The sequence below is a fragment of the Luxibacter massiliensis genome (genome assembly GCF_900604355.1).
Taxonomy (GTDB): domain Bacteria; phylum Bacillota; class Clostridia; order Lachnospirales; family Lachnospiraceae; genus Luxibacter; species Luxibacter massiliensis.
Genome location: NZ_UWOE01000001.1, coordinates 1,873,145 through 1,892,662 on the forward strand (window position 1 = coordinate 1,873,145; position 19,518 = coordinate 1,892,662).

15 protein-coding genes are annotated in these 19,518 nt (G+C 47.4%); all 15 read right to left on the reverse strand.

The annotated features are described in order from the left end of the window. Window positions 1-161: 161 nt before the first annotated feature. The 15 genes from sdaAA to argR all read right to left on the reverse strand — a co-directional run bounded on the left by sdaAA (window position 162) and on the right by argR (window position 19,518). On the reverse strand, window positions 162-1,031 hold the full coding sequence (gene sdaAA, locus EFA47_RS08635; protein WP_122642908.1) for an L-serine ammonia-lyase, iron-sulfur-dependent, subunit alpha: 870 nt from the start codon (window positions 1,029-1,031) through the stop codon (window positions 162-164). Further along, window positions 1,031-1,696 (reverse strand): L-serine ammonia-lyase, iron-sulfur-dependent subunit beta, encoded by a 666-nt coding sequence (sdaAB, locus tag EFA47_RS08640; RefSeq protein ID WP_122642909.1) that lies wholly within the window; start codon window positions 1,694-1,696, stop codon window positions 1,031-1,033. The genes sdaAA and sdaAB overlap by 1 nt, the downstream gene beginning before the upstream one ends. Before the next feature lie 435 nt (window positions 1,697-2,131). Next, the gene (gdhA, locus tag EFA47_RS08645; protein WP_122642910.1) at window positions 2,132-3,466 is read right to left on the reverse strand and encodes an NADP-specific glutamate dehydrogenase; all 1,335 of its coding nucleotides are present in this window, start codon (window positions 3,464-3,466) and stop codon (window positions 2,132-2,134) included. A 567-nt stretch (window positions 3,467-4,033) separates the two neighbouring features. Beyond that, a complete protein-coding gene (locus EFA47_RS08655; protein ID WP_122642912.1) occupies window positions 4,034-4,621 on the reverse strand; it encodes a putative ABC transporter permease in 588 nt (195 codons plus the stop codon). Window positions 4,622-4,929: 308 nt separating this feature from the next. Next, entirely contained in the window at window positions 4,930-5,106 is a 177-nt protein-coding gene (rpsU, locus tag EFA47_RS08660) for a 30S ribosomal protein S21 (RefSeq protein ID WP_004054229.1), read from the reverse strand. A 125-nt stretch (window positions 5,107-5,231) separates the two neighbouring features. Beyond that, window positions 5,232-7,871 (reverse strand): alanine--tRNA ligase, encoded by a 2,640-nt coding sequence (gene alaS, locus EFA47_RS08665; RefSeq protein WP_122642913.1) that lies wholly within the window; start codon window positions 7,869-7,871, stop codon window positions 5,232-5,234. A gap of 283 nt (window positions 7,872-8,154) precedes the next feature. Then, window positions 8,155-9,666: a 4Fe-4S dicluster domain-containing protein gene (locus EFA47_RS08670; RefSeq protein ID WP_122642914.1), complete on the reverse strand. Its 1,512-nt coding sequence runs from the start codon at window positions 9,664-9,666 to the stop codon at window positions 8,155-8,157. 124 nt (window positions 9,667-9,790) lie between these two features. Then, on the reverse strand, window positions 9,791-12,187 hold the full coding sequence (locus EFA47_RS08675) for a homocysteine S-methyltransferase family protein (protein WP_122642915.1): 2,397 nt from the start codon (window positions 12,185-12,187) through the stop codon (window positions 9,791-9,793). Beyond that, complete coding sequence (locus tag EFA47_RS08680; RefSeq protein ID WP_122642916.1) at window positions 12,184-12,834, reverse strand: vitamin B12 dependent-methionine synthase activation domain-containing protein; 651 nt, start codon at window positions 12,832-12,834, stop codon at window positions 12,184-12,186. The genes EFA47_RS08675 and EFA47_RS08680 overlap by 4 nt, the downstream gene beginning before the upstream one ends. 12 nt (window positions 12,835-12,846) lie before the next feature. Beyond that, window positions 12,847-13,716, reverse strand: coding sequence for a methylenetetrahydrofolate reductase [NAD(P)H] (gene metF, locus EFA47_RS08685; RefSeq protein ID WP_122642917.1), 870 nt, complete (start codon window positions 13,714-13,716; stop codon window positions 12,847-12,849). A 28-nt stretch (window positions 13,717-13,744) separates the two neighbouring features. Further along, window positions 13,745-15,193, reverse strand: a complete 1,449-nt coding sequence (glgA, locus tag EFA47_RS08690) for a glycogen synthase GlgA (RefSeq protein WP_122642918.1) — start codon at window positions 15,191-15,193, stop codon at window positions 13,745-13,747. Between the two features lie 84 nt (window positions 15,194-15,277). Beyond that, window positions 15,278-16,066: a sporulation transcription factor Spo0A gene (spo0A, locus tag EFA47_RS08695; RefSeq protein ID WP_122642919.1), complete on the reverse strand. Its 789-nt coding sequence runs from the start codon at window positions 16,064-16,066 to the stop codon at window positions 15,278-15,280. 91 nt (window positions 16,067-16,157) lie between these two features. Next, window positions 16,158-17,240: a SpoIVB peptidase gene (gene spoIVB / locus EFA47_RS08700; protein WP_122642920.1), complete on the reverse strand. Its 1,083-nt coding sequence runs from the start codon at window positions 17,238-17,240 to the stop codon at window positions 16,158-16,160. A 133-nt stretch (window positions 17,241-17,373) separates the two neighbouring features. Further along, window positions 17,374-19,050: a DNA repair protein RecN gene (gene recN / locus EFA47_RS08705; protein WP_122642921.1), complete on the reverse strand. Its 1,677-nt coding sequence runs from the start codon at window positions 19,048-19,050 to the stop codon at window positions 17,374-17,376. Window positions 19,051-19,059: 9 nt separating this feature from the next. Continuing rightward, a complete protein-coding gene (gene argR, locus EFA47_RS08710; RefSeq protein WP_122642922.1) occupies window positions 19,060-19,518 on the reverse strand; it encodes an arginine repressor in 459 nt (152 codons plus the stop codon).

A 19,518-nucleotide genomic window follows, 5' to 3' on the forward strand; every position in this document is an offset into this window, starting at 1 on the left:
TCACTGTTTAATCACGATACGGATGGCATCCCATCGTACTGACGACATCGCAAACGCCCAACTTCAGCGCCAGTTACTCCCTTTTACTAAAAATTACTATAATACAGCGGGCAAATTCTGTCAAGGGAAAACCCTCTATTTTTAAAGCTGTCACTTTTTGCTTACATTCCCAATCTCTCTACAATTTGTTTTGCCTGAGGGGTATTCGCCACTCCGCCTTCCCCTGTCTCCCGCAGTGATACATGCATGGCCTCTCCTACCTCTTTCATGGCATCAATCACCTGATCCGGAGGGATTCTGCTTGTAATTCCCGCAAGGGCCATATCCGCTGCCGCCAGTGCATTCACGGCGCCTATGACATTGCGCTTCACACAGGGCACCTCGACAAGTCCGGCAACCGGGTCACAGACAAGCCCCAGGAGGTTTTTAAGGGCCATAGCTGCCGCATGTATAACCTGGCTGTTCCCACCGCCTTTCAGGAATACAAGCGCCCCTGCCGCCATGGCGGAAGCTGCGCCAATCTCTGCCTGGCAGCCGCCCGCCGCCCCGGCAATAAACGCCCTGGCAGCTATCACCTGCCCGATTCCTGCTGTCACATATAACCCTCTGATGATGTCCTCCCTGTCTGCCTTCCCGCCTCGGTATAAGGGCACAAAAACAGCCGGGATGACGCCGCAGGCTCCTGCCGTAGGAGCCGCTACAATCCGTTTCATGCAGGCGTTGGACTCCCCCATCTGCAGAGCCTGGGCAATCACTTCAGATACAAAATCACCGCACAGGGTATCCCCCTTCTGCCTGTATTGTTCCATCTGCCCTCCCATGCCTCCTACAAGGCCGCTGTTTGAGGTCAGGCTATCTTCATACTCCCCGCTGGCCCTTAACATGGCGTCCCACATTCCAGACATCACAGAAAAGGAATCCTCTTCACTGACAGACCTTTCATTCATATCATCCAAAAGCACGGCTCTCCAAAATGGAATCTTCTTTTCCTCACATAACTGTGTTATTTCTTCTAAAGACTGATAAGACATCACATACCCTCCCCATCCAAATATGTTACCTGGCTGATGCCTTCCTGTGACTTAAGCCACAGGAGTGACTGCTCAGGCACAGGCTGGTCGATTTCTATCACCATGACCGCCCGGCCCCCCTTCTTGCCGCGGTATAAATGCAGGGTAGCTATATTGATTTTATCTTTTGACAACATGGAAGTCACGGCCGCAACATGCCCCGGCCTGTCCTCATTATGGACAATCAGGGTGGGGCAGTCCCCTGTACAGTTTACCACAATCCCGTCCAGCTTATTCACCATAATCCGTCCGCCGCCCAGTGAAGATGCCTGCACCTCGATCTTTTTCCCCTCCCCACTGTACACTTCTAAAAAGGCTGTGTTTGGATGCGCACCGGCTATCTGTATGTTTTGTATCTGAAAATCCAGTCCCTGGCTGCCCGCAATCTCAAAACTGTGGGGGATCCGCACATCATCTGGTTTCATCCCCAAAAGTCCTGCCACAATGGCCTTGTCAGTGCCATGTCCTCTGCCAGTCGCTGCAAAAGAACCGTGAAGGCCGATACTTGCACGTACTGGCCGGCTGCCCAGCAATGTCCTGGTAATATAGCCAATTCTGGCGGCGCCTGCTGTATGGGAGCTGGAAGGCCCTACCATGACAGGCCCCAAAATATCAAAAATGTTCATAATTCACCTCTCTGCCATCCTCTGTTTATCCTTTCCCCGAAGAACACCGGACAAAAATATACGTTCCATCCAGATGCCTCTGCCAGGGACATCCCCCGCTGACCGGCCCATGGGCCGCCAAAGGGTATCTTATTTCTGATACACAGTATAGCAGATATCTCTACAAATATCTATGGATTCCGAATTATTTTGAGGGGTCTTTCCTGATAAAATGTGACAGATTCTCTAACTCATAAAAAGACTGTGCCAAGACACATTCTCGCAGCCAGCGCGGCTCCTTGCGGCACTCTTCATCTTCGCGCGAGTAGGCATCATCACACGAAGCCTGTGCATATGTTATAGAGGGCAGAGAACTTCCTAGAACATAAAAACGGACTGCCCTGGCTGTACTCCCAGCTTCAGACTGTCCGTTTATATTTCCTTTATACTTTACTACTATACGATCCCCTGTGCTGTCATAGCATCCACTACCTTCTCAAAACCGGCGATATTGGCGCCAATCACATAATTGCCTTTGGCATCATAGCGCTCCGCAGCCTCTGCCATGTTGTGGCAGATATCCTCCATGATTCTTTTGAGCTTCTCGTCCACTTCCTCAAATGTCCAGCTCAGCCTCTCGCTGTTCTGTGACATTTCCAGGGCCGATGTAGCCACACCGCCTGCATTCGCCGCCTTGCCCGGCGCAAACAGTACTCCGTTCGCCTGTAAATACTCTGTAGCCTCCAATGTAGTAGGCATATTGGCGCCCTCGGCCACTGCAATACATCCATTGGCAACCAGTGCTTTCGCATCCTCGAGAAGAAGTTCGTTTTGTGTCGCACATGGAAGTGCCACATCGGCTTTTACTGACCATACGCCCCTGCCCTCGTGGTACTCTGCATTTGGACGGTACATCTTATATTCTGTCAGCCTTGCACGCCTTACTTCTTTAATTTCCTTCAAAGCCTCTACATCTATCCCATCTGGGTCGTATATCCATCCATTTGAGTCACTGACTGTCACTACTTTAGCACCCAGCTGATGTGCCTTTTGTGTTGCATAGATCGCCACATTTCCAGAACCTGAGACAAGAACTGTCTTTCCGGCAATCTCTATCCCATTCAGTTTTAACATCTCCTGTGTCAGGTAGAGAAGTCCATAGCCAGTAGCCTCTGTACGTGCCAGAGAACCGCCGTAGCTTAATCCCTTTCCTGTAAGTACGCCTTCGGACAGGCCGCGGATACGTTTATACTGACCATACATGTAGCCAATCTCCCTGGCTCCTGTACCGATATCTCCAGCCGGGACATCGGTGTCCGCCCCAATATATTTACACAGCTCTGTCATAAAGCTCTGGCAGAATGCCATGACTTCCCTGTCTGACTTGCCTTTGGGGTCAAAATCAGACCCGCCTTTTCCGCCGCCAATGGGAAGGCCTGTCAGTGAGTTTTTGAAAATCTGCTCGAACCCTAAGAACTTAATGATGCCTAAGTTCACAGAGGGATGCAGCCTGAGTCCGCCTTTGTATGGCCCAATTGCACTGTTGAACTGTACGCGGAAACCAGTATTAACCTGTACCTGCCCGCTGTCATCCACCCATGGCACACGGAATTTCAGCTGTCTCTCAGGCTCAACCAGTCTTTCCAGAAGTGCATCCTTGCGGAACTTCTCCTCGTTGGCCTCCACGACCACGCGCAGAGACTCGAGCACCTCTTTGACTGCCTGATGGAATTCAGGTTCAGCAGGGTTTTTCTTTACGACTAATTCGATTACTTCATCAACATATGACATCCTTCTTACCTCCTAAAGTATAAATCTCCCAGGATAATAGGTGCCTGCCCAAAAGGCAGCCGCAATATCAGGCCCGGGGCGGCCGCAGACAGGCTGCGGGAACATGGAATACTAATTCTTCTCTTTCCTCATTTATTTTAAGAGCTTAATGAAGTATTGTCAATTAAAAATTTCATATTTTTTACAACTTTATCACTTTATCTCATTAAATCCTTTTTGACATTAAAATTTTATAACAATTACCTGTATGATTTCCCCCGCATTTATTCTGGTTTTAACATTTCCATGCTCTAATTTCTGCCGCAGTTTATTTTTCTTGTCTATTTCAGAAAATAAATATTTTGCAGGAATGCGAATATAATAATTCACTTTTTCAGTTCCAAAAGAAAGAAGGAAGAATTTTGGCACATTCCCGAAACCAGAGCCAGTATGCATCATCACACTATGTGTGTTTTATATTATAGGAAAGTCCAGAGAAATTTCTTATAACATAAAATGCAGGGCGCTGCCTGCCATAAAAGGACAGGCCTAATACCCTGCACATAATATAGGCGTATTTTATATCATTCACCGCCCTATTAAATTTCTGAACCGGTCTTTGAGCCTGTGGATGGAGGCCGGAAGTTCACCTTTTTTCTCCTGATATACAGTCCTCACAAAATCTGCAAGATACAAAAGCAATATCAATATGCCTGCAATCCTCCCAATACGGAATGGGATGGCATTTACAATGCGTTCCACAAAAGCATGAAGAATACCAAATAAAATCAAAGTATACAGTCCCCATGCCAGTGTACTTTCCAGGCATAGGATCCCTTTATAATTAAAAGGCTTGTCCGTATAATCCCACCAGATTTCACCAAACATCTTCTCCATGATCCGGGCCGTAACCCATTCAATTGTAGTGGCCAGAATGGCGCCCAGAAAGAACAAAAGAACCCTGTTGTGGCTGTATGGACTGAGCAGAAAATACACTGTCAGTGCTCCAATCCCATAGATAGGACAGATAGGACCCCTGGAAAACCCCCGGTTTGTCCACCTTCTGTTACAGATAGACATGTATATAGACTCAACAAGCCACCCTAGTATACTATATGTAAGGAACCACAATATCACATGATACAGATCATTCCCAAATATCATCTTATCCCACATTCTCAACTCTCCATTTTATTCCCCCGAGCAACGAGCCAAGGAGACATGTTTACATGTCCATTTGGCGGCTGCCGCGAGGGTCTAATATCCCGATGCTTGCATCGCTGCTAGTTTGATGCCCCGTATACTTGCATCGGGGTCTTTGACTTCTATGCACTTTAAATTTACATGCACTATCATAGCACAACTTTTCAGGCATTTCTATTCACTTTAGAAAGTCTTAAATAATTCTTAACTAATTTCAGTAAACAGGCCTTTCTTTAACATAAAAATAGAGTGCTTTACAACACTCTATTTATCTGCACATATTAATTATATTTACGTTTTCTAGCGGCTTCAGATTTTTTCTTACGTCTTACGCTTGGCTTCTCGTAGTGTTCTCTTTTGCGAATCTCCTGCTGAATGCCAGCCTTTGCACAGTTTCTTTTGAATCTGCGTAAAGCGCTATCTAACGTCTCGTTTTCTTTAACGATTACATTTGACATAGTCTCACACCTAACCTCCCCTCCAGCCTTGTATTGTGCATCATACGACTGTTCGGGTATATTTATTGCACTACAAAAGATTATATCATATTTTCACTAAACGTCAACTGTTTCTGGAAAAAAAACTAAGAAAGTTGTCCCTCCAGTACCTCAGCGGCCTTTTTAAGGGCTTCTTTGATACCTGCCGGGTTCTTGCCTCCCGCCTGTGCCATGTTGGGGCGTCCGCCGCCGCCGCCGCCCACCATGCCGGCAATGGCTTTGATAAGATTACCAGCGTGGGCCCCCTTAGAAATAACCTCTTCTGTGGCAGTAGCCATAAGGTTCACCCTGCCGCTGCTTTCCGAGGCAAGCACAACCACGCCCTCTCCCAGCTTCTCTTTAAGCTGGTCCCCCAGCTCCCGCAGTCCATTCATGTCCACGCCGTCAATCTGTGCTGCAAGGAGCCGGGTTCCTTTGATCTCCTGTACCTGGTCTGCCACATCCCCCATGGCATCCTGGGCCAGCCTGCTTTTCAGGCTCTCTGCTTCTCCCCGGAGGTTTTTATTTTCAGCAACCAGGTGTGCGGCTTTTTCTATGAGATTATCTGGGGTGGCCTTCAGCACTTTGGCAGTCTCATGCAGTTTCTTTTCCAGTGAATCATAATATTTCAGAAGGCCTTTCGAAGTCAAAGCCTCTATCCGGCGGACGCCAGCGGCAACGCCAGATTCTGAAATAATTTTAAATGCCATGATTTCACCTGTATTATTCACATGCGTGCCGCCGCAAAATTCAATGGAGAAATCTCCCATGTTCACGACACGTACAATATCTCCGTACTTCTCGCCAAAAAGTGCCTGGGCCCCTGTTTTCCTTGCCTCCTCGATAGGCATATTCTCAGCCTTTACAGGAAGGGCCTTCATAATACTTTCATTTACAATATCTTCTGCTTTTTTAAGTTCTTCTGGAGTCACAGCTGAAAAATGTGTGAAGTCAAAACGCAGCCTGTCCTCATTTACGCTGGACCCTGCCTGCTCCACGTGGGTGCCAAGCACTGTGCGCAGGGCCTTCTGCAGCAAATGAGTGGCGCTGTGGTTCCGGGCGGATAAAGCGCGCTTCTCACCGTCCACGCGCAGCGTAGCCTTGTCGCCTGTCTTTAACATGCCGCTGACAACCTGCCCCACATGCCCAATCTTGCCTCCAAGAAGCTTAATTGTATCTTCCACCTTAAATTCACCTTCAGCAGTGCTGATAATGCCTGTATCAGCTTCCTGCCCGCCGCTTGTGGCGTAGAAGGGGGTCTCTTTTACAAACACTGTGCCCCTCTCCCCATCCGACAGGGCGTCTGCCACCTCGTTTTCCGTAGTGAGGACTGTGATTTCTGACTCATGGCTGAGCCTGTCATAGCCGACAAACTGACTGGTTACAGACGGGTCTATGGACTCATAGACTGTAGCGTCAGCCCCCATATAGTTGGTCACCCCGCGTGCATTGCGGGCTGTTGTCCGCTGCACCTCCATGGCCTGTTCAAAGCCTTTTTCGTCTGCCGTAAAGCCTTTTTCTTCCAGAATTTCCTTAGTCAAATCAAGGGGGAATCCATATGTGTCATAGAGTTTGAACACGTGTTCGCCGGAAAGCACTTTACTTCTTTCCTTCTCCATCCCGGCAATCATTTCTGATAGAATCACAAGTCCCTGGTCAATTGTTTTGTTGAACTGCTCTTCTTCCTTATCGATCACATTCAGGATGAAATCTCTTTTTTCTTCCAGTTCAGGATAGCCGTCACTGGATCCCTCAATCACTGTCTGGGCCAGGGCAGGCAAAAAGCTCCCTTCTATGCCCAAGAGCCTTCCGTGGCGGGACGCCCTTCTTAAAAGACGGCGCAGCACATACCCCCGCCCTTCGTTAGAAGGCATAATTCCGTCTGATATCATGAAGGTCACAGAGCGGATATGGTCTGTGATTACACGGATGGACACATCCTCCTTGTCATCTTTGCCGTATTCAGTGCCTGCAAGGCGGCATACATGGTCGCGCAGGGTTTTCATCGTATCCACGTCAAAAATAGAATCCACATCCTGTACAGCAGACGCCAGCCTTTCCAGGCCCATGCCCGTGTCAATATTCTTCTGCTCCAGCTCTGCATAGTGGCCTTTGCCGTCATTGTCAAACTGGGTAAAGACATTATTCCAGATTTCCATATACCGGTCACATTCGCAGCCTACTGTACAGTCTTCCCTGCCGCAGCCGTACTTCTCTCCCCGGTCGTAATAGATTTCAGAACAAGGGCCGCAGGGGCCGGACCCATGCTCCCAGAAGTTGTCCTCCTTGCCAAATTTAAAAATCCGTTCTGCTGGAATCCCCATATCTTTATTCCATATCTCAAACGCCTCATCATCGTCCACATAGACAGAAGGATACAGCCGGTCTGGATCCAATCCCACCACCTCTGTCAAAAACTCCCATGACCACTCAATGGCTTCCTTCTTAAAATAATCTCCAAAAGAGAAATTCCCCAGCATCTCAAAGAATGTACCGTGGCGCGCCGTCTTCCCCACATTCTCAATATCCCCTGTGCGGATACATTTCTGGCAGGTTGTCACTCTTTTATTCGGCGGGATCTCCTGTCCTGTAAAATATGGCTTAAGAGGAGCCATCCCTGAATTGATAAGCAAAAGGCTCTTATCATTGTGGGGCACAAGCGAAAAACTCTTCATAGCCAGATGCCCTTTGCTCTCAAAGAACTCCAAAAACATCTTCCTCAACTGGTTTACTCCATATGGCTGCATAACCTTACCCTCCCGGTTTCTTTATCTGAGACAGAAATCTCTGTCTATATACACCCCGGATACCTGAACTGAATATCCCGGCGAGTTGTATCCAAAATGTTGCTGTAGACTAATCTGTCACTCTACACAACAGAACTTATATTACAGACATGCCCAGCATTCTTATCTTTGCCTTAGATTTAAACGCCTGGGGGCATTGTATACAAATTCATCAGAAACAGAGTGGATATTGATCCACTCTGTGCCTACCTATCATATCATAGCTGAAAAGGATTTTCAAATATTATTTTAATTCAATCTCCTCCAGTTCCTTTGCCGGAACAGGCGTCGTAGAATTCTTGACATAGTTGGCCAGCGCCTTCTTGGCCTTAGCCACAGGTATATTTGTGCCGGCCCCCGCTATACAGCCTCCCGGGCACCCCATGCCTTCAATCAGGCATCCGTTCATCTTCCCCGCCTTCGCCAAGGTCAGGATCTTCTTACATTCAGCAAGTCCCTCTGCATGTTCTATATTGACTTCCACATCCGGGTAATACGTATTGATACACTTCTCAATGGCCTCGGCCACGCCTCCGGCACATGCATAGCCTCTCCCTGCCCCTGTTGCGTCATGGAAGGAAGATTCAGCTTCATATTTAGTCAAATCAATGTTCTTGGCATCAAACATTGCCTGAAGTTCCTCATATGTAACAACAAAATCCACGTCACTGCGCACTGTCCTTCTGGAAGCCTCCAGCTTCTTCGCCGCACAGGGCCCAATAAATACCACCTTTGCATTGGGATGCTCTTTTTTAATTGTCCTGGCAGTTGCCACCATTGGGGTCAGTTCCTGGGAAATCTGGTCAATCAGGTCCGGGAAGAATTTCTTTGCCATCATGGCCCATGAGGGACAGCAGGATGTGAGAAGAAAGGGAAGTTCCCCTGAGACAACCTTCTCCACATAGTGGTGCGCCTCTGCAATTGCTCCAATATCTGCGCCCAGGGCCACTTCATATACTTCCGAAAACCCTAATTCCTGCAGGGCCGCCTTGATATTGCGGGGAGTAATATTATCGCCAAACTGTCCTACAAAGGCAGGGGCGATCTCCGCCACAATCTCGCCGCCCTCCTGAAGGGCCCGGGTAAGCTGGAATATCTGTGATTTATCTGATATGGCGCCAAATGGGCAGCTCACCATGCACATGCCGCAGGATACGCATTTTTCCGTGTCAATGTAGGCCCTGCCGTATTTGTCCGATACAATGGCCCCCACCCCGCAGGCATTCTTACAGGGCCTTTCCTTTTTGGCGATGGCATCGTAGGGACAGGCTGATTTACACTTTCCACATTTGATACATTTATCCTGGTCAATATAAGAACGGTCATTTACCATAGATATGGCGCCCTTTGGACAGACTTCCTGGCATGGATGTGCAAGGCATCCCTTACACATATTGCTCACCTCATATTTATTCTCCTCACAGCTCTCACATGCCGAGGGTACCACCTGCATAAGAGGGGGTTCATAATATTTTTCTGATATATTGCTGGCCTCTACGCCTGCAGTCAGATGGACTGGCTTATTTTCCGGCCTCAGAGACAGTCCCATGGCAAGCCTGAGGCGTTCCCTTACAATGGCGCGGGAACGGTAAGTACTCTCCCGGTATTTTACCGTATCATCATTCACAATTTCATAGGGAATTGCCTCCATATCGTCTAACAGTGTATCTGCATTTGCCTTGAATCCCAGCTTCGCCACTTCCGTAAATACTTTTCTCCGGATTGCCCGGACCGGTGTCTGCAGTCCTCTCATCATAGGTTTTTATCCTCCCAAATTTTCTGAAAAACGGCAGTTCTATGCCATATCAATTATTTGCACTTTCACTATACCTTTTTGTTAAAAAATAGTCAATACAGATTCTTGTATAAAAAAGGGTACATCATTTCTGTTCCTTAAACAGCCTCTGTGCATAATAGACAGACTGCATTGCATCCTTGCCATAAAAGTCCGCCCCTATCATGTCCGCATACTCCTGGTTCAGGACAGCCCCCCCTACCATCACACTGCATCCAGGGGCCTGCTCCCTGAGAAGCCGGATGGTCTCCTCCATACTGACCACTGTTGTCGTCATAAGGGCGCTTAAACCTACCAGACGCACATCCTGCTCAACGGCTGTATCCACAATTTTCTCAGGGGGCACATCTTTACCCAGGTCAATGACTTCAAAACTATAATTTTCCAGCAATACTTTTACGATATTTTTCCCTATATCATGAATATCTCCTTTTACTGTCGCCAGTATGACCTTGTCTTTTTTATCCCCTTCTCCCCCAGATTGGGCAAGCTTTTCTTTTAAGACTGCAAATGCAGCCTTGGCCGCCTCAGCGCTCATCAAAAGCTGGGGCAGGAATACGCTTCCTTTTTCAAAGCCTTTCCCTACCTGGTCGAGGGCCGGGATTAAATGTGTATTAATGATCTTAAGAGGCGCCTGCTCCCTGACAAGGCTGCCGGTAATCTGCTGGGCCTCCTCCCTAAGGCCTTTTTCAATGGCCATTTGCAGGGACATATCTCCTCCTGGGGCAGAAACTTCTTTTGTTTCACCGCCACTGTTGGAATATTTGGCTATATATGCACTACAATTGTCATCCAGGTTCATCAGCGCATGGTAGGCATAATAGGATTTCATCATGTCCTCTGAAGACGGGTTAATAATACCTGCACTTAAGCCGCTTTGCATGGCCATGGTATAAAAATTTGCATTGATAACCGGGCGGGACGGAAGTCCGAATGAAATATTGGATACCCCAAGGACTGTATGGACGCCAAGGCCATAGCGTACTTTCTGCAGGGCCTTTAGCGTCACCGCTGCTCCCTCTGGCTCTGAACTTATAGTCATAGCCAGCACGTCTATGACTATATCCTTCTTCTGTATCCCATATTTTGCCGCCTCTGTTATGATTCGCCTGGCAATCTCAACCCTGCCGTCGGCTGTCCCTGGTATTCCCCGCTCATCCAGAGTCAGGCCGATGACAACCCCCCCGTATTTTTGTATCAGGGGAAAAACGGCATCCATAGACTCCTGCTTGCCGCTGACAGAATTCACCATCGGTTTGCCATTATAAACACGCAGCGCCCTCTCCATGGCTTTTATATCTACTGTGTCAATCTGGAGAGGCAGGCTGGTGACACTCTGCAGCTCAGTCACCACTTCCTGCATGACCTGGGCCTCATCTATGTCTGGCAGCCCCACATTTACATCCAGAATATGCGCCCCTTTTTCCTGCTGGATAATTCCCTCCTTCAGAATGTAATCGATGTCATGGTCTTTCAGGGCCTGCTTAAAACGTTTTTTACCTGTAGGGTTGATCCTCTCCCCGATGATTTTAGAACCTTGCCCCAGGCAGACCGACTGACCGTAGGAAGATACGATTGTAATCTCTTTGGCTTCCACCGGCTTTGGTTCTATCCCCTGGCACAGGCCAACCATAGCTTTTATATGCTCCGGCGTAGTACCGCAGCACCCTCCAATAACCGAGGCCCCTTTCTGTACAATCTCATACATCATGGAGGCAAACTCTTCAGGATATACTTCATAGCATGTCCTGCCTTCCACCTGCTTGGGCAAACCCGCATTAGGTTTCACAATCACCGGCAGGGAGGTATACAAAAGCAGCTCTTCTAAAATAGGCTCCATTTGGCGGGGCCCCAGGCCGCAGTTAATTCCCAGGGCATCTACGCCCAGTCCTTCAAGAAGTGCCGTCACAGCAGGGACATCCGCACCTGTGAGCAGCTTTCCCCTCTCATCAAAAATGGTTGTCACAAAAACCGGAAGCCCTGTATTTTCCCTGGCAGCCAGCACGGCTGCTTTCAGCTCATAAGTATCACTCATTGTCTCTATATGGATCAGGTCAGCCCCAGCCTCCTCCCCATAACGCATGACTTCTGCAAATGCTTCGTAGGCTTTCTCAAATTCCAGATCTCCCATAGGTTTTAACAGCTTCCCCGTGGGGCCTATGTCCAGAGCCGTATAGATAGTCCGCCCTGCAATGCCGGCCTGCTTCCTTGCTTCTCTTACATGGCCCACAGCCGCTTGGACAATCTCCTCGAGAGTACAGGAAGTGTCATGAAACTTCAGTGCATTTGCCCCAAAAGTATTTGTAAGTATAATATCACTGCCTGCCTCCATATACCTTTTGTGGATCTCCCTGATTATTTCTGGATGTGACAGATTCCACGTCTCTGGGAGCTCCCCTGGCTTTAAGCCGCCCTCCTGCAGAAGTGTCCCCATCCCACCGTCAAAAAATAACAATTCCTTGCCCAGTCTGTCTAAAATCATAATACATCCCTTCTATATATGCAGTCCTTTTTGCCGCAGGCTTCACAGCCTTTTATGTGGCATTTTTCTTTAGTTGCACTCACTCCCATCACCGCTGTCACCGACTTAACCGGAGTCATCATATATCCGTCGGTCATTGTCAGGCCTATGCGCTTTGCACAATCCAGCATCTGCATAATCTGCGCCTGGCAGCTAATGGAAAAGTCCCCGTACCCGGGACTGAAACGCGGCCTTAGGCTCAATCCCTCTTTGGCCAGTTCATTCTCTATGGCCAGCTGGCATTCATCGCAGTACTCTTCCAGCATAGCCGCCCCGCATGCCTGCAGAACCACTGCCCGGGCCATGTCTGTAAGGGATACCCGTTTTAACAGCCTGTCCACCTCCGTCCCCAGTGTAGCTCCAAATAGGACAATTTTAGAGCAGCCCTTTAAATTCCGCCCGAGACTCTTACTTTGTACTTCCAGTGTCCCGAGATAAAACCTATCGTCCCCCGTCTGGGTGAAATCAAATATGCGATAGATGGATTTCCTTCCTGCAGCAGCTTCCAGATCCCGAAAGGAATCTGAGATCAGCGCAAGAGTATGTTCATCTACCGCATGTTTTCCATATCCCAGATAGCGGACAGCCTCTTTTGTCATCCTGTCCATCTGTCATATCTCCTAACACTTAATAATTTCAGCAATATTGCCCATAATGGCCCCTGCAACCCCAGGGTTATTCATGGAATAAATGTGGATATTCTTGACGCCGTTTGCCAGCAGGTCGATAATCTGATCTGTGGCATAGGCAATCCCTGCCTGCAGCATGGCATCTGGATAATCCCCAAACCGGTCCAATATTGCCTGAAAGCGCCTTGGGAATACAGTTCCTGAAAGCTCACAGCTCCTCTTCATCTGACGGGCGCTGGTGATGGGCATAATCCCGGGCAGCACTGGCACTGTGATCCCGGCCTCCCTTATACGGTACAGAAAATTATAGTGGATATCATTGTCAAAAAACATCTGGGTGGTCAGAAAATCTACGCCGCTCTCTACCTTCTGCCTGAGATATTTAATATCGTCCTCCTTGTGCTCATTCTCCACATGCCCCTCCGGGTAGCACGCGGCGCCTATACAGAAATCCCCGCTGTTTCGTATCTCCTCCACAAGCTCATATGCATACCGGAACCGGTCCTCTGAAGGAAACTGTATATCCTGGGGGATATCCCCCCTAAGCGCAAGAATATTTTCAATTCCCAGCTCTTTTAGGTTCCGGATGACTTCCCTGACTTCCGCCTTTGTAGAAGAGGCACAGGTCAGATGGGCCAGGCTCTCTACCCCCAGTTCTTTCTTAATATGCTCCGCTATCCTGGCAGTGTTCCTGCTTGTTCCGCCTCCGGCGCCATAGGTGACACTAATAAAATCCGGCCCCAGTCCGGCAATCTCATCAGCCGCAGTCATCACTTTCTCAATTCCTGCCTCTGTCTTTGGAGGAAATATCTCAAATGATATATGTATCTTATCTTCTCTCAGTCTGTCTATTATCTTCATGTCCTTCTCCTGTGTATTTTTACCAAAATCAACCGCCTATCAGCCCTCTGTACATTTCCTCATAATGTCTTGCAGAATTTTTCCATGAAAAATCAGCGTTCATGGCTCTTTCCACAATCTTGTTCCAATCCCGCTTTTTATCGTAGTAAATACTCTCGGCATATCGGACTGAGGCAAGCATCTCATGTGCGTTATAATTGGCAAAACTAAAGCCAGTACCAGTTTTCTCAAATTCATTGTATGGCTCCACTGTATCTTTCAGGCCCCCTGTCTCCCGCACAATCGGCAGCGTCCCATACCTGAGGCTCATCAGCTGGCTGAGTCCGCAAGGCTCAAACAGGGACGGCATGAGGAACGCATCACAGGATGCATATATTTTATGGGAAAGCTCGTCAGAATAAAAAATATTGGCTGACACCTTCCCGCCATATTTCCAGGCAAAATGGCGGAACATATTTTCATACTTTACATCCCCCGTGCCTAAGACTACAATCTGCACAGCATCCTGGCACAGCTCATCCATCACGCATTCTACCAAGTCGAACCCTTTCTGGTCAGTCAGCCTGGACACCATGCCGATCATCATGACCTTAGGGTCCACATTGAGTCCCAGTTCCTCCTGAAGGGCTGTTTTATTGGCCGGCTTGTTCTTCCTGAAAGTTTCCACTGTAAACTTCTTTGCAATCTTCGCGTCTGAGAAGGGACAATACTCCTCATAATCCAACCCGTTCACAATCCCGCACAAGTCATTGCTCCTGGCCCTCATAAGTCCGTCCAATGCCTCCCCGTAAAATGGAGTTTGGATCTCACTGGCATATGTCTGGCTGACAGTGGTCACCTTGTCTGCATATACAATTCCGCCCTTGAGCAGATTTGCATCTTTATATGCCTCCATCTTGTCAGGGACAAAATAGTACTCTGGCAGCCCTGTTATCTGGCGCACCGTCTTTGTATCCCATACTCCCTGGAATTTCAGGTTATGTATAGTCATCACTGTCCTAATTCCCCGGTAATACTCCCCAAGGTAGCGGAAATTATCCAGATACACGGGGATTAATCCGGTCTGCCAGTCATGGCAGTGGATCAGCTCAGGCCTAAATCCAATCACAGGGAGGATACTCAGCACTGCCTTTGAGAAAAACGCAAACTTTTCTATATTCCATTTCGGGTCGCCGTCATAAGGCGCAGCGCCGCCAAAGTAAAATTCATTGTCGATAAAATAAAATGTTATTTTGTCATAGACACATTTCATAATTCCGACATACTTTTCTTGTCCGGCAATATCCATATAAAAATGGCCTACATATTCCATCATATCTTTCCATTTTTGATGCATACAGCAATATTTTGGCAGCACGACTCTGACATCGTATTTCTTTTTGTCAAAATACTTCGGCAGGGATCCTACAACATCAGCCAGTCCGCCTGTTTTTATAAACGGTACACACTCTGAAGATGCAAATAAAATATTTTTCATAAATAACCCTCCACTTTCCTCAGATTCTCTTCCAAACCTCATATTACTGATTATTATACCGCATATTGCCAGTAATGAAAAGGATTATCTATGCTTATACTCCAATTGTATTGTGTCAGCTATCAGTGCAATAAACTCAGAATTTGTAGGTTTTCCCTTCCCTGTGCTTACAGTATAGCCAAACAATTCATCCAGCGTATCCAGCTTCCCCCTGTTCCATGCCACTTCTATTGCATGGCGGATCGCCCGCTCAACACGGCTGGATGTTGTCTGATACTTTTTTGCCACTGTGGGGTAGAGTACCTTCGTGATTGCATTGAGCACATCCATATCCTCAACTGCCATAATGATCGCGTCTCTGAGATAATGGTACCCTTTAATATGTGCAGGTATCCCTATTTCATGAAGCATATTTGTGACACGGTTTTCCAAGTCTTCTTCCCTTATATTTGTATTTCCAGTTATTTCTTCATTTTTCTTTTCGTGGCTACGGAACACTTTTCTTACAGTTTTTATACGATTCAACAGCATCTCATTATTGAAAGGTTTCATGATATAGTAATTCGCGCCTTTGTTGAAAGCATCTTCTGTAATTTTCTCCTGGCCGACCGCTGTTACGACAATAAAATCGGGGCGTTTTGTCATGGTTTTATCTCCGTTAATCTGCTCCATAACGGTTAAACCGTCCATTTTCGGCATAATCAGATCAAGAAGAACCACATCCGGCTGTTGGTTTTTAATAATTTGACACATCTCCTCACCATTTTTAGCCTTCCCCACCACATTCAGCTCTTTGTCCATATTGATGATTTCTTCAAGCAAATCTAAAATTCGCTCATTATCATCAGCGATGGCCACGTTTAAATGTTCCATAATCCCTCTCTCCTCTAAAGCCCCTTATTGAGAAACGCCACTCGCTTATTATATCTGGCCGTGATAGCAGAATCAAGGCTATTTTGTTGCTCTAATTCGACAAACTGTGACCTTCCGTATTTTCCAACATATTCTCTATAAAGATACCATAACCCTTTGTAGAATCCTGTACAAAAACGTGTGTTACTGCGCCTATGAGCCTGCCGTTTTGGAGAATCGGACTTCCGCTCATCCCCTGTATAATTCCCCCTGTTTTGTCAAGGAGCTCAGGATCTGTCACTTGTATCACAAGTCCCTTGTTAATTTCATGTCCAGAATAGTCGATATCTGTCACTTTTATATCATATTCTTGCACCTCATTTTCGACAAAGCAACGTATAGTAGCATCCCCGATTTCTATTTCTTCCTTTGGGGCAATCTCCACTGGTATTTGTTCTGCAAAAAGTTCGTCAATTTTATCCACGCTTCCATATATCCCTGCATCTGTATTTTTCTCTATAGTGCCTAATTTATTATAGCCGTTATAGACAATAATCCCCTCCATGCTCCCTGGAATTCCATTCTCTCCTTTTTTAATGGAATGGACGCTTGTCTTGTATAATGTCCCGTCGGCAATCGAGAGCAGCGCATTTGTGTCTGTGTCATGTATGCCGTGGCCCAGGGCGCCGAATTTACTGTCGCCTGTCAAAAATGTAATGGTTCCCAGGCCCTGCACATTGTCCCTGACCCATAGTCCCAGTTTATAATCCCCCGGACTGCACTCTACCGGTTTGAGCTTTACATCCAGCGTTTCTTCGTCCCTCCTCAGCTTTAGCACCACCTCGTCCCCTGTTAAATGTTTCAAGGCCTCCATGAGCTCTGATTTGTTTTCTATTGTCTGTCCGTTCAGCCCTGTTATATAATCGCCGCCTTTAACCAGATGGCTGGCAGGCTCATATTCCACCCCATCCAATCCCTTGATATGCTCTGTATCCAGGATCATCACCCCGTCAGTCTCCATATAAATCCCTACCGGCATTCCTCCAACCAGTACTGTATCTTCATTGATTGTCTCTGTACTTACTTCTGTCTGTTCCACTGCATCAGCGGCAATCCACCCAAAATACCCTGCCGTGCCGGACAGAAAAACGGCACAGACAAACAGTGTCAATCTGCGCAGCCAGTGTTTACCCATATGCCCACATCCTTTCCTCTTTTTAGTCAGAACATCTTTTGCTTTGAGGAAAAAACTTTCCACAAACCCAAAAACAGATACCTGTCAGGTATCTGTTTTAGTATGTACCATCATGGGCTTTTTCACACTGGTATTATCTTTCTCGCTTTGCCATTTCTTTCATCTCGGCGGCGCTTTCCATTATCTTATCTGTCACCTTGGCTCCGCCTAACAGCCTGGCTAACTCCTCTATGGACTGCTTCTTATCCAGGCAGTAAATTTCTGTTTTTGTAGATTTAGAATCCGCCTCTTTGGCAATCCGGTAATGGGCATCTGCCATTGCCGCAATCTGGGGCAAGTGGGTGATACAGATCACTTGCCTTACATGGCCGATTACCTGCATCTTCTCAGCCACTTTCCCGGCAGTGATTCCACTGATGCCAGTATCAATCTCATCAAAGATCAACGTAGGCGTATCTTCTTTATCTGCAAGGACAGCCTTGACGGCCAGCATGATCCTGGAAAGTTCACCGCCTGACGCCACACTCCCAAGAGGCTTCAATGCCTCCCCCGGGTTCGTGGAGATATAAAATTCTCCGTCGTCTATTCCCCCGGCTGAGTAGGATTTTAATTTCTCCAGATGCATCTCAAAACGGACATCCAGAAAGTTTAAATCTTTTAAACCCTGTCTGATTTCTTCCACAAAGGATACTGCGGCTTTGGCTCTTACTTTGCTAAGCGCCAGAGAGTATTTCTTTAATTCTGCTTCTTTTTTACTGAGCGCCTTTTCCAGGCCTTTTATATAATTTTCGTAATCTTCCAGTTCATTTAGCCTTTGCTGTTTTGAGGCGCAATATTCCCGGATTTCGCTGACACTATTTCCATATTTTGCCTTTAAATGGTTCATTAGGTTCAGCCTGTTCTCGGTCTCATAATACTCTTCTTCAGAAAACTCAAAACTTTTGGCATACTCAGACAATTCTCTGTTAAAATCATTTAACAGGCTGTCAATCTGGTTAAGCTGTCCATACAGGGCGCTCCCTTGCTCGTCACATTCTTCTACATCCTGAAGGGCACGGATGGCCCGGCTTAAATAATCACTGGCATTGCCCTGTGCCCCCCCGCTGGTATACTGGTATGCTTCCCCAGTGCTCTGGGCAAATTTACGGCTGTCTGCCATCTTCCGGTACAGCCTCTCCAGGTCTTCATCCTCATTGTCCAAAAGGGCGGCCTCCTCGATTTCTTGAATTTCAAATTCTGCGAGAGCGATTTCCTTTTTCCTGCCCTCCTCATCCAGGCCGGACTCCTCCAGGGACCTTCTGCATTTCTGATATTCCCTGAAAGCAGTCGCAGCCTGGTGCTTTAAAGGCAGCGTCTCATCCTTCGCATATAAGTCAAGAAGTGACAGATGGTTCTTCTTGTGCAGCAACGTCTGATGCTCATGCTGGCCATGGATATCGATCAGAATGCCAGCCACATCACGCAGCGTCCCCATATTCACGGTCTCACCGTTAATCTTGCTTGTGCTGCGGCCCTCCATCAGTTTCCGGGAAAGTAATATCACCCCGTCTTCCGGGAAAATATCCAACCCTTCAAGCTGCTTTACTATATGATCTTCCTCCACAGTAAAGGCTAGTTCCACCAGGCCAAACTGGGCACCCTTCCTGAGCATGTCCGCACTGTATTTCCCCCCCAGTGCAAGATTGACAGAACCCAGGATGATAGACTTCCCTGCCCCGGTTTCACCGGTCAGAATATTAAGTCCCGGCCGGAATTCCACTTCAATTTCATCAATCAATGCTAAATTTTTTACATGCAAGTATTGTAACATACGCTTTTCCTAATTCCCTTTTGACACAATCTTCCGGATTTTATCCATCACAGTTACCGTTTCCTCCACGCTGCGGACTGCGCACATAATGGTGTCATCCCCCGCTATGCAGCCCACCACTTCCTTCCACTTCATGGCGTCTATGGCCGCGGCCACCGCCATCGCCATTCCTGATACCGTTTTTATCACAAGGATATTCTGTGCCATATCCATAGAAACATACCCATCTTTCAAGACACGGATATATTTCTCACCCATCCCATCCTCTTCCGGCTTAAGGACCACATACTTCTGCTTACCGCCATCCACAGATACCTTCGTAAGCTTCATGTCCCGGATGTCCCTTGATACCGTCGCCTGGGTGACTTTAAAGCCTGCATTGTTCAGGCGCTCTGCCAGTTCCTCCTGAGTCTCAATGGTATACTGGCTGATTAGTTCAATTATTTTTGCATGACGGCTGACCTTCAT

Coding starts and splice junctions, on each gene's coding strand:
- sdaAA (WP_122642908.1), bottom strand. CDS start 1,031: ATGTCTTATCAGTCTTTAGAAGAAATAACACAGTTATGTGAGGAAAAG.
- sdaAB (WP_122642909.1), bottom strand. CDS start 1,696: ATGAACATTTTTGATATTTTGGGGCCTGTCATGGTAGGGCCTTCCAGC.
- gdhA (WP_122642910.1), bottom strand. CDS start 3,466: ATGTCATATGTTGATGAAGTAATCGAATTAGTCGTAAAGAAAAACCCT.
- EFA47_RS08655 (WP_122642912.1), bottom strand. CDS start 4,621: ATGTGGGATAAGATGATATTTGGGAATGATCTGTATCATGTGATATTG.
- rpsU (WP_004054229.1), bottom strand. CDS start 5,106: ATGTCAAATGTAATCGTTAAAGAAAACGAGACGTTAGATAGCGCTTTA.
- alaS (WP_122642913.1), bottom strand. CDS start 7,871: ATGCAGCCATATGGAGTAAACCAGTTGAGGAAGATGTTTTTGGAGTTC.
- EFA47_RS08670 (WP_122642914.1), bottom strand. CDS start 9,666: ATGATGAGAGGACTGCAGACACCGGTCCGGGCAATCCGGAGAAAAGTA.
- EFA47_RS08675 (WP_122642915.1), bottom strand. CDS start 12,187: ATGATTTTAGACAGACTGGGCAAGGAATTGTTATTTTTTGACGGTGGG.
- EFA47_RS08680 (WP_122642916.1), bottom strand. CDS start 12,834: ATGGACAGGATGACAAAAGAGGCTGTCCGCTATCTGGGATATGGAAAA.
- metF (WP_122642917.1), bottom strand. CDS start 13,716: ATGAAGATAATAGACAGACTGAGAGAAGATAAGATACATATATCATTT.
- glgA (WP_122642918.1), bottom strand. CDS start 15,193: ATGAAAAATATTTTATTTGCATCTTCAGAGTGTGTACCGTTTATAAAA.
- spo0A (WP_122642919.1), bottom strand. CDS start 16,066: ATGGAACATTTAAACGTGGCCATCGCTGATGATAATGAGCGAATTTTA.
- spoIVB (WP_122642920.1), bottom strand. CDS start 17,240: ATGGGTAAACACTGGCTGCGCAGATTGACACTGTTTGTCTGTGCCGTT.
- recN (WP_122642921.1), bottom strand. CDS start 19,050: ATGTTACAATACTTGCATGTAAAAAATTTAGCATTGATTGATGAAATT.
- argR (WP_122642922.1), bottom strand. CDS start 19,518: ATGAAGGTCAGCCGTCATGCAAAAATAATTGAACTAATCAGCCAGTAT.